11 protein-coding genes are annotated in these 10,020 nt (G+C 72.2%); 10 read left to right on the top strand and 1 reads right to left on the bottom strand.

From position 1 onward, the window contains the following. The 7 genes from CM1CMNOD_RS17155 to CM1CMNOD_RS17125 all read left to right on the top strand — a co-directional run. Positions 1–382, top strand: a 382-nt coding sequence (locus CM1CMNOD_RS17155) for an ATP-binding protein (protein WP_131774083.1), incomplete at its 5' end; no start/stop codon positions are given. Positions 383–832: 450 nt separating this feature from the next. Beyond that, positions 833–1,447, top strand: a complete 615-nt coding sequence (locus CM1CMNOD_RS17150) for a YceD family protein (protein WP_013874846.1) — start codon at positions 833–835, stop codon at positions 1,445–1,447. Continuing rightward, complete coding sequence (gene rpmF / locus CM1CMNOD_RS17145; RefSeq protein WP_013874845.1) at positions 1,447–1,617, top strand: 50S ribosomal protein L32; 171 nt, start codon at positions 1,447–1,449, stop codon at positions 1,615–1,617. The genes CM1CMNOD_RS17150 and rpmF overlap by 1 nt, the downstream gene beginning before the upstream one ends. A gap of 6 nt (positions 1,618–1,623) precedes the next feature. Further along, positions 1,624–2,700, top strand: a complete 1,077-nt coding sequence (locus tag CM1CMNOD_RS17140; RefSeq protein WP_013874844.1) for a fatty acid synthesis plsX protein — start codon at positions 1,624–1,626, stop codon at positions 2,698–2,700. Beyond that, on the top strand, positions 2,697–3,515 hold the full coding sequence (rnc, locus tag CM1CMNOD_RS17135; protein WP_013874843.1) for a ribonuclease III: 819 nt from the start codon (positions 2,697–2,699) through the stop codon (positions 3,513–3,515). The genes CM1CMNOD_RS17140 and rnc overlap by 4 nt, the downstream gene beginning before the upstream one ends. 89 nt (positions 3,516–3,604) lie before the next feature. Continuing rightward, positions 3,605–4,459 carry a bifunctional DNA-formamidopyrimidine glycosylase/DNA-(apurinic or apyrimidinic site) lyase gene (mutM, locus tag CM1CMNOD_RS17130; RefSeq protein WP_013874842.1) on the top strand — a complete coding sequence of 285 codons (855 nt, stop codon included), beginning with the start codon at positions 3,605–3,607 and terminating at the stop codon, positions 4,457–4,459. A gap of 43 nt (positions 4,460–4,502) precedes the next feature. Then, positions 4,503–5,234, top strand: a complete 732-nt coding sequence (locus CM1CMNOD_RS17125; RefSeq protein WP_013874841.1) for a DUF2786 domain-containing protein — start codon at positions 4,503–4,505, stop codon at positions 5,232–5,234. Positions 5,235–5,358: 124 nt separating this feature from the next. Here CM1CMNOD_RS17125 and CM1CMNOD_RS17120 read toward each other — a convergent pair whose 3' ends face one another. After that, positions 5,359–5,667: a hypothetical protein gene (locus CM1CMNOD_RS17120; protein WP_241247619.1), complete on the bottom strand. Its 309-nt coding sequence runs from the start codon at positions 5,665–5,667 to the stop codon at positions 5,359–5,361. Positions 5,668–5,692: 25 nt separating this feature from the next. On the opposite strand from CM1CMNOD_RS17120, the gene CM1CMNOD_RS17115 reads away from it, so the two are divergent. The 3 genes from CM1CMNOD_RS17115 to CM1CMNOD_RS17105 form a co-directional block, all read left to right on the top strand. Next, on the top strand, positions 5,693–6,040 hold the full coding sequence (locus tag CM1CMNOD_RS17115; RefSeq protein WP_043607010.1) for an acylphosphatase: 348 nt from the start codon (positions 5,693–5,695) through the stop codon (positions 6,038–6,040). Between the two features lie 449 nt (positions 6,041–6,489). After that, on the top strand, positions 6,490–6,684 hold the full coding sequence (locus CM1CMNOD_RS24155; protein ID WP_013874839.1) for a hypothetical protein: 195 nt from the start codon (positions 6,490–6,492) through the stop codon (positions 6,682–6,684). Positions 6,685–7,058: 374 nt separating this feature from the next. Further along, positions 7,059–10,020 (top strand): AAA family ATPase (locus CM1CMNOD_RS17105; RefSeq protein ID WP_131774084.1); only part of this gene is annotated, 2,962 nt, incomplete at its 3' end.

Genomic DNA, 10,020 nt, shown 5'->3' with positions numbered 1-10,020 from the left:
CGCCCCGACCGTGGAGCAACTCGCCACCTGGGTGCTGCCCCTCGACCCCGCCGTTGTCGCCGCGGTCCGTGCCGGGGTTTCCCGGCAGTTGTGCGCATGGGGATTGGAAGAAGCGGTGTTCACCACCGAACTGCTGGTCAGCGAGCTGGTCACCAACGCGATCTGCCACGGTGCCGCTCCCATCACGTTGCGCCTGGTCCGGGGGCGCGTCCTCATCTGTGAGGTCTCCGACGGCGGCTGCGGCTCTCCCCGTCCGCGCCGGGTCCGTGGCTGCGACGAGGGCGGGCGGGGCCTGTTCCTCGTCGCCCAGCTCTGTCAGAGCTGGGGCGTTCGTCATACCTCCACCGGCAAGACCGTCTGGACCGAGCAACCCCTACCGTGAATGGCTGGTATCACTCGCGGTGAGTCAGGGCGTATGACCGTGGTCCACCACCGGCCATGGCCTACCGCTTACTGCGGATCTCCATATGTCTCCCTGAGGCGGCCATTGCGATGGTTCGTGACGCGGGGGCGGACGACGGGCGCGGGTCGTCCGGATGCCTGGGCGCGCCGGTCCCGGTCATTGATGTGGCGGTCGGGGACCGTCCGCTGGCTGGAGACCCGAGGCCGGCGGGCGTGCCGCGGTCGGTCCCCCGGCCCGTCCCGAGGTGACGGTGAGCGGATTTGGCGAGACGATCGGATAGGGTGGTCTCCGGTGCCTGGATTCCCGGGCGCCGAACCCACCGACCGACGAGCCACAGATCATGACCGCGTTATCGTCACGCGGTCGGCCATCTGCGACACCCGAGAGTTGTGAATCCGGTACTCCGTGGCAACGACAGGCACCTCCTCCATGACTGCGCCGTCATTCCGCCGCCGGGCCCCTCGGGGTCCGCTCGTGCTCGACATCCGTGAGCTGGGCCGCCGAGCGGGTTCGATGAAGCGTGTCGTGACGCAGGTGCCCGCGCCGGCGGAGCTGGGCACCGAGATGCTCCACGTCCTGTCGGGCGCGCCCATCGACCTGGATCTGCGCCTGGAAGCCGTGATGGAGGGCGTGCTGGTCAGCGGCACGGCGTTCACACCGCTGACCGGTGAGTGCGCGCGCTGCCTCGACCCGATCGAGGACGACGCCACGGTCGACATCCGCGAGCTGTTCTACTACCCGGACCGGGCCCCCGACGACCCCGAGGACGACTCCTTCCAGGTCGTGAACGACCATCTCGATCTCGAGCCGGCGCTGCGCGACGCGCTGGTGCTCAGCCTGCCGCTGTCCCCCTGCTGCCGGCCGGACTGCGCCGGCCTGTGCGCCGACTGCGGGGGCCGGCTGGACGACCCCGACGTCGACCATGCGCACGCCCGTGCCGATCCCCGGTGGGCGGCGCTGCCGTCACTGATCGAGAACCTGTCACCGAACGAGAACACCAACACAGCGAGCAACACCAACGCAGAGAGCAAGGAGAAGGACTAGTGGCCGTCCCGAAGCGCCGGACCTCGCGCAGCAACACCCGTTCCCGGCGGGCACAGTGGAAGACGCAGGCCCCGGCCCTCACGAAGTGCCCCCGCGGCCACGTGACCCGTCCGCACACGGTCTGCCCGACGTGCGGTCGTTACAACGATCGACAGGTCCTCGACGTCTAAGTTGATGTGACACACGTCGCGGTCGATCTGCTGGGTGGTGACGGCGCGCCGGATGCGGTCGTCGACGGCATCGGCAGCGCGCTGGACGCCGACGAGTCGCTGGTGGTCAGCGTCGTCGGTCCGTCCGCGGTTGCTGAACGGCTGTCGGCCGAGCGCGGGCTCACCGTCGGTGGCCGGTTACGGCTGGCCGAAGCGCCCCATCTGATCGGTCCTGGCCAGGACGCGGCCCGTGAGGTCCGCTCGAGGCGGGATGCCACGGTCCGTGTCGCGACCCGGCTGATCAGAGATGGTGTGGCGGACGCGGTCGTCTCCGCCGGTCCGCCCGAAGCGCTCGTGGCCGCCGCCTCGTTCACTCTTGGGCCGGTGCCGGGGGCGACCCGGCCGGCTCTCGCCGTGCTGCTCGGCTCCCGGTCGCGCCCGACGGTCCTGCTGGACGCGGGCGCGGCCCCCGGCAGCGGTACCGGGGCAGACCAGCTCGTCCAGCATGCGATCGTCGGCGCGGCCTACGCGACGGCCTGTCTGGGCGTGGCACGTCCCAGGGTCGGCCGGCTGGTGGCGGGGCCAGTCCGTCGCCCCGGAGCACGCTTTGGCGCCGGTGGACCGGGTACCGGTCGGCCAGGCGCCGATGGACCGTATGCCGGGGGCCTGGACGTCAGCGCGCCCGACGGGTCTGGCGAGTTCGGTGACTTCCTCGCCGGGCTGGAGCTCGACGTCGTCGGCGCTGTCGACGCCACCACGGTGGCGGCCGGCGGGCAGGTCGACGTCGTGGTCTGCGACGGTTCGACCGGGGCTGTTGTGGTCTCGTGGTTGCGGGCGGTGGCGGAGTCTGTCGACCAGCCACCACCGGCGCTGTCGGGGTGGTATCCGCAGGAGGGAGCATTCGTGGTTGGCGTCGACGGGATCGTGATCGTCGCGGGCGGCGGGCCTGGTTCCGGTGCGGCCGGTTCAGGCGTCGCGGAAGCGATCGCGCGGGCAGTCGCGCAGGCATCCGTCGCGGACCGCTCCGGATGGGTGCCGCGCCAACGGGCGGCCCTGGCCGGTCTCGTCACCCGCCGTCGCAGCCGAGCCGGGTTGCCGTCATGACCCGCGGCCTGCCTCCGCCGGTGCCCCGGGACGGCCTGCGGGCCGCGCTCGGCGTGCCCGTCGACGTCGACCTGCTGGAGCTGGCGCTCACGCACCGCTCGTACGCCTACGAGCAGGGTGGCCTGCCGACCAACGAGAGGCTGGAGTTCCTCGGGGACTCGGTGCTCAGCCTGGTCGTCACCGACGCCCTGTTCAACCGTCATCCCGACCTGCCCGAGGGGCAGTTGGCCAAGCAGCGCGCGTCCGTGGTCAACATGCGGGCCCTGGCCGAGGTCGCCCGCACGCTGGGGGAGAAGGGCATCGGCCCCTACCTGCTGCTCGGCCGCGGCGAGGAGACCACCGGCGGGCGGGACAAGGCCAGCATCCTCGCGGACACCCTGGAGGCGCTGATCGGCGCGGTCTACCTGTCGTCCGGTCTGGGGAGCGCCTCCGAGTTCGTCCACCGGCTGTTCGACCCGTTGCTCGACGTCGCCGCCGGCCGGGGCGCCGGGCTGGACTGGAAGACGTCGTTGCAGGAGCGCACCGCCAGCCTGCTGCTCGGCCCCCCCGAGTACGAGGTGGACGAGTTCGGGCCGGACCACGCCAAACGGTTCACCGCCCGGGCCGTGGTGGCCGGCCGGGTGCTCGGTCACGGCGACGGGGGCAGCAAGAAGGAGGCTGAGCAGCGGGCCGCAGCCGCCGCGTTCCAGGCGCTGGAGGACGAGGCGGAAGCTCCCGGCCAGGCGGTATCCGATGCCGTCGGCGCCACCGCTGACTCTGTGGCAGAGACCACCCATGGCCATTCCGAGGCGGCCGTGGGCACGGGCAACGGCTGACCGCCACCCACGTTGTCCGACGTCCTTCTGATGCCCGAGTCCGATGCCTGAGCGCCCTGATCCCCGAACAGCTGATCCCCGAATGCCCGATGCCTGAGCTGCCCGAAGTCGAGGTGGTCCGCCGCGGCCTTGAGCGGACGCTGCCCGGCAGGACGATCGCCACGGTGGCGGTCGCCCATCCCCGGGCGGTCCGGCGGCATGCCGCCGGCGCCGCCGACTTCGCCGCGGTGCTCACCGGCCGCACGATCGAGGCCGCCTGCCGCCGGGGCAAGTACCTGTGGCTCGCCCTCGACAGCGGGGCTGCGCTGCTGGGCCATCTCGGGATGAGCGGCCAGCTCCTGGTGGTCGCCACGGAGAAGCCCGACGAGACGCACCTGCGGGTGCGTTTCACCTTCTCCGACGCCGGCCGGGAGCTGCGGTTCGTCGACCAGCGCACCTTCGGGGGACTGGCGGTCGTCCCGGCAGACGCGGGCGTGCCCGCGCCGATCGCGCACATCGCCCGGGACCCCCTCGACCCGGGCTTCTCCGACGCCGGCTTCGTCGCGGCCGTGCGCCGCCGCCGGACCGGGATCAAACGGGCGTTGCTCGACCAGACCCTCGTCAGCGGGATTGGTAACATCTATGCGGACGAATCACTGTGGCGAGCGGGTCTGCACTACGCGCGTCCGACCGGGACGTTGACCCGCGGCGAACTCAACCGGTTACTTCAGTCGGTGCGCGAGGTGCTGCTCGAGGCCCTACATGCCGGTGGCACCTCTTTCGACGCGCTCTACGTGTCGGTCAACGGTGAGAGCGGGTTGTTCGACCGTTCGCTCGCGGTCTACGGGCGGGCGGGCCTGCCCTGCACGCGGTGCGAAACCCCGATCCGCCGGGACGCCTTCATGAACCGGTCCAGTTTCACCTGTCCGCGCTGCCAGCCACGCCCGCGAAAGGCGCACTGGTAGGCGGCTGTCGGCAGCTGGTAGTGGGAGGAGCGCGACAACCGTCATGGACGCGGACGCCGCCCTGGGAAAGATCCGCAAGCTGCTGGCGATGGCCGAGGCCGAGGGCCTGCCCGAACAGGCTCGGGAGTCCTACAACGACAAGGCCGCGGACCTCATCGCCCAGTACGGCATCGACCGGGCGCTGCTGGAGGAGACAGCGCCCACCACAGCGACGGCCGGGGACGTCGTGCTGGGCGTCGACCATCCCTATGCCCGGGACAAGATTACCCTGTTGGCCGCCATCGCCGGCCCGCTCGGCTGCCGGCTGATCCACCGGACGAACCCGCTGGGCGGCGCGATCGCGCACGCGGCGCACCTGTTCGGGATGGCGGCCGATCTGGAACGGACCCAGATCCTCTACACGTCCCTGCTGGTCCAGCAGGCGCACGCCCTCGCGCTGGTTCGGGTGCCGCCCGCGGAGGACGTCCGCGCGTTCCGCCGATCCTGGATGGCCGGGTTCGCCGCCGCCGTTCAGAGCCGGCTCACCGCGGCCGAGTCCGGGGCCAGGGAACGTCACCGGTCCGGGCATGCCGGCGGTCGATCGGTCGATCTCGTCCTCGCCGACCGGTCGGCGAGGGTCGACCGGCACGTCGGCGAGGTCTATCCGCGGCTGCGCACGACGCGGTCGCGCAACCTGTCCGGGTCGGGCGGGCTGGCCGGCTTTCAGGCCGGGCAGCGAGCCGATATCGGCGCCGGCAGCCGCCTCGCCAGCAGGCCCCACCGCAAGCAGCTGTGACCAGCCAGGGGAGGTCGGGCGCGTCAGCCGCGGGCGTGTCGGTCCAGGTGGGGCCGGTGCGTCGGTGGCTGCCGTCGGATCGGCACCTGACCTGTTGTCGGATCAGTACCAGATCGGTACCGGATCAGTATTTGCCACCGGGGATGTTGGGGACCGCTGTCTGGGTAGGGCCTGACGTTCGGGGCGGGGCGTAGCCGGGCCCGATGATCTCGGCTGCGGCGGGCTCAGGCTCCGGTATCGCGCTGCGCAGGCCTTCGGTGCTGGCTTTCGGCACCGGCAGCACGCCGCCGTCCTGCTCGAAGTTCTGGCCGCAGCCGCCGAGGAGCAGCGTCGACGGGATGACGATGGCGCACACCGTCGTCAGCGCGACCCGGCCGCGGCGGTACCGGCGCGACCGAGGCTGACGGAAGCGGGGGGAATGTGTCGTGTCCACAGTGATCCGGTATCCTACCGGCTTCATGCGTGACGTTCCCGCCTGCCCGCACGGCGGCCCCGCCGATTCCGCTGTTTCCGGTGACTCCGCGTCCGGGGAGCCACCGGTTCGGCTCACGGCATGGGTGTCGGGGACCGTACAGGGTGTTGGTTTTCGTGCGTATGTTCGATCGAGGGGGCGTCGGCTCGGCCTGGTGGGTTCCGCGACCAACCTCGCGGACGGCCGGGTCGAGGTGATCGTCGAGGGTCCGCGCGCGGACTGCCAGACTCTGCTGGAAATGTTGCGGGCGGGACACACGCCCGGCCGGACGACGCAGGTGACGTACTCCTGGTCGCCGCCCAGCGGTGACCTGCTGAATTTTGTTCGTAAGTGACGCGTTTGTTGACACTCCCAATCGTCCGGTCCGGCATCAATCGTCCGGTCCGGTCCGGTCCGGTCCGGTCCGGTCCGGTCCGGTCCGGACCGGACCGGACCGGTGTGCGGGTGGGTCGCGGTGGGATGCCAGCGGGCTCGTGTGTACCGGGTTGGTAACGGTCCCGGCGCGTATCGGCCGGCTGACCGGCCGTGTCGGTGTGGGTGGCATGACAACCCGGTGACATGAGTGTCCGTCGTGCCGACGGACACTCCGACAGGCCCGGGTGTCCCCATCTCGACAAAACGCCGTAGTCGGCGAGTGGGGTATGGCATCGTCTTGACTTTCGGTCGCAAGACGTGCCATCCTCGATTCATTGTCTGGCGCGTCGTGTGGCCTGCCTGAGCCGGTTGGCCAGGTCGCAGCGCATCCCGCACCCGCTCGGTCACTCATCGTGGAGGACCACTATCATGGCGAAGGCCCTTTTCGGCCACGTCGGCTCTGGCAACGACGTTCGTTTGTCGTATGAGGTACGCCGACTTCGTGCGCGTGTAGCAGAACTGGAGGACGAGCTCGCGCGTAGCCGCGCTCTCAATGATGCTCTTGAAGGGGTCGATGTCTCGGATGAACTCCGAGCGTTCGAGGCAGAGCCCGCGCTGACCTGATCCTCCTGGACCCGCAGCGGGACCCAAGGGACGTTTCTCTTCATGGGGAACGTCCCTTTGTGTTGTCGGCGGCATTCATGAAACCTCCCGTCGAGGTTTCCCGCCATGCCTGTGACGTAGCGAGCTCCGTCGATTTCTGTCGGTGATACGATTCATCTTCCGGTGCCCGCCTGTCTCGGTCTCCGCCGGTCCCTGTCAGGCCGCCGCACCCGGCCCCGGTTCGCCACCGGACACCGCAGTATCGTGAGTACCCGATCGTCCCCTCGGGCATGGCGGCAGAGACGGGCCTACGCACGCATGGCGGGCCCGACCGTCGGTGACACTGTGCGGCCAACTGTCCGCGGCCCGTTCCCTGCGACAGCTGTCGGAGACCGGTGCACCTCAAAAGCCTCACCCTGCGGGGTTTCAAGTCGTTCGCGAGTTCGACGACTCTGCACCTTGAGCCCGGTATCACCTGCGTGGTCGGGCCGAACGGCTCCGGCAAGAGCAACGTCGTCGACGCCATGGCCTGGGTCCTCGGCGAGCAGGGGGCCAAGGCGCTGCGCGGCGGCACCATGTCCGACGTCATCTTCGCGGGTACCCCGTCGCGGCCGCCGCTGGGCCGCGCCGAGGTGCTGCTGACCATCGACAACACCGACGGCGCCCTGCCGATCGACTACAGCGAGGTCACCGTCGGCCGGCTGATGTTCCGCAGCGGCGAGAGCGAATACACGATCAACGGCAGCACCTGCCGGCTCCTGGACATCCAGGAGCTCATGAGTGACTCCGGGATCGGCCGCGAACTGCACGTCATCGTCGGGCAGGGGCAGCTCGACGCGGTCCTGCACGCCCGCCCGGAGGACCGCCGTGCCTTCGTCGAGGAGGCGGCCGGCGTGCTCAAGCACCGCAAGCGCAAGGAGAAGGCGCTGCGCAAGCTGGAGGCGATGGCCGCCAACCTCACCAGGCTCACCGACCTGTCCGCCGAACTGCGCCGTCAGCTCGGCCCGCTCGGCCGGCAGGCGGAGATCGCCCGTAAGGCGGGCGTCATCCAGGCGACGCTGCGTGACTCCCGGCTGCGGCTACTCGCCGACGACATCGTCACGGCCCGTGGCGACCTGGCAACCGACATCCGGGACGAGGAGGCGCTGCGAGCCCGTCTCGCCACGGTGGGCCGTACCCACACCGAGGGGCAGCGGCGCGAGCAGGAGCTGGAGGCGGCGCTGGCCGCGGTGACTCCGCGGGCCGCTGCCGCGGGCGAGGTCTGGCACGCCCTGGTATCCCTGCGGGAACGCATCCGGGGCACCCGGTCGCTGGCCGCCGAGCGGGCCCGGCTGCTGCGGGCCGGTGCCGAGGAGCAGCGCAGCGGCCGTGACCCCGAGCAGATGGAGCAGGAGGCCGCCGCGGTCCGGGAGCAGGAGAACGCGCTGCTGACCCGGCTGGACGCCGACCGCGACAGCCTCGAGGAGGTCGTCACCCGCCGGGCGCGGCTCGAAGCCGCGCTCGCCCAGGAGGAGAAGGCGCTGGTAGCGGCCGCGCGGGAGGCGTCGAGCCGGCGGGAGAACCTCGCCCGGTTGGCCGGCCGGGTCGAGGCTGCGAGATCCCGGGCCGCCAGCGCCGAGACGGAGATCGTCCGGATGTCCGAGGCGGTGGATGCGGCCCGGCTGCGCGGCGGGGAGACCAGCGACCAGCGGATCGCGCTCGAGTCGGAGCTCGCCCGGATCCGGACCACCCGCGGCGAGCTCACCGCGCGCCACGACGAGGCGGTGGCGGTGCACACCACCGCCACCGACCGGTTGGAGGAACTGCGCGCGCAGGAGCGTTCCGCCGAACGCGACCGGGCGTCCTGGCAGGCTCGCCGGGAGGCGCTGACCCTGTCGCTGACCCCGCGCGACGGTGCCGCGGCACTGCTGGACGCCGCCGCCGACAGCTGGACGCCCCCGCCCGCCGGCCAGACCGGCGCGGGTAGCGGAGCCGGCGGACCTGCCGGCAGGGGAAACAGGGGCAAAGAGCCCAAAGGGAAAAAGGGGAAGGCCGGCCGGGAGGCCGCCGGCGGGCAGGACAGGGTCGCCGCCGACGCCGCGGAGGTCGCGGACGTCGAGGTTCGTGTCGAACCGCCCACCGGCATCCTCGGCCGGCTCACCGGATGGCTGTCGGTCGAGCCGGGGGCGGAGGTGGCCGTCGCGACCGTGCTGGGCCCGGCCGCCGACGCCGTCGCCGTCGCCGGCACCGACGACGTCACCGCCGCGTTCGAGTGGCTGCGGGCGGTCGACGCCGGCCGGGCGTCCCTGGTCGTCGCCGCCGAGGGCGCGGCGCCGGGCGCCGCGGCCGACAGCGCGGCCGACCCGGCGCGGGCCCTGTCGCCACAGGCCCGCGGCGGTGGCGTACCCGCGGCCGATCTCGTGCGGGTCGGTGACCCGCGCTATGCCGCGGCTGTCGCGCGGATGCTCGCCGCCACCCTGGTGGTCGACGACCTCGCCGCCGCGGTGGAGGTGGTCCGGGCACATCCCGACATCCGGGCGGTCACCCGGGCCGGTGACGTGATCGGGCCGGCGCTGGCCACCGGCGGCAGCGCCCGGGCACCGTCCCTGCTGGAGCTGCAGGCCGCCGCCGAGGAAGCGGAGAGCCAGATGTTCGCCGCGGCCGGCCGCGGCGAACACGCCAGGGGAGCGGTCGCCGCCGCCGGGGAGGAGGTCACCCGGGCCCGCGGCGGGATCGACGAGGCGCTCGCGGCGCTGCACGGCGCCGACGCCCGGCACCGCGCGCTCTCCGAGCAGCTCTCCCAGCTGGAGCGGGCGAACCGCTCCGGCGCGGCCGAGATCGAACGGCTCGAACGGGCCCGCGCCCAGGCCGAGACAGCCCGTGACCAGGCATATGGCGCGCTGGCGGAGCTGGAGGCGGCGCTGGCCGCGGCCTCGGACGAACCAGAGAGCGGCGAACGCTCGTCAGCCGAACGCGACCGGCTGGTCGCGGCGACCTCGGCCGTGCGCGCCGAGGAGGTCGAGGCCCGGCTCGCCGTGCGCACCAGCGAGGAGCGGGCGCGGGCGCTGGCCGGCCGCGCGGACGCGCTGGTGCGTTCCGCCGCGAACGAACGTGCCGCGCGGATGGCCGCGGCGCGCCGCCGGGAGGTCCGGGAACGCCAGGCAGCGGTGGCCGCGGCGGCCGCCGACGCCGCCGACACCGCCCTGACCGCCCTGGAACGCTCTCTCGTCGCCGCCGACACCGAACGCCAGCGCGTCGAGGCGCTGCGCCGGCAGACCGAGTCCGACCTGACCGGCGTCCGTGAGCAGGTCCGCACGCTTGCCACCGAACTCGCCGCGCTGCGCGACGACGTCCATCGCGACGAGCTCGCCCGCGCCG

Source organism: Protofrankia symbiont of Coriaria myrtifolia (genome assembly GCF_900634755.1).
GTDB classification, from domain to species: domain Bacteria; phylum Actinomycetota; class Actinomycetes; order Frankiales; family Frankiaceae; genus Protofrankia; species Protofrankia coriariae.
The sequence above is the reverse complement of the archived record's forward strand: the minus strand, read 5'-3'. Positions and strand labels throughout refer to the sequence as shown.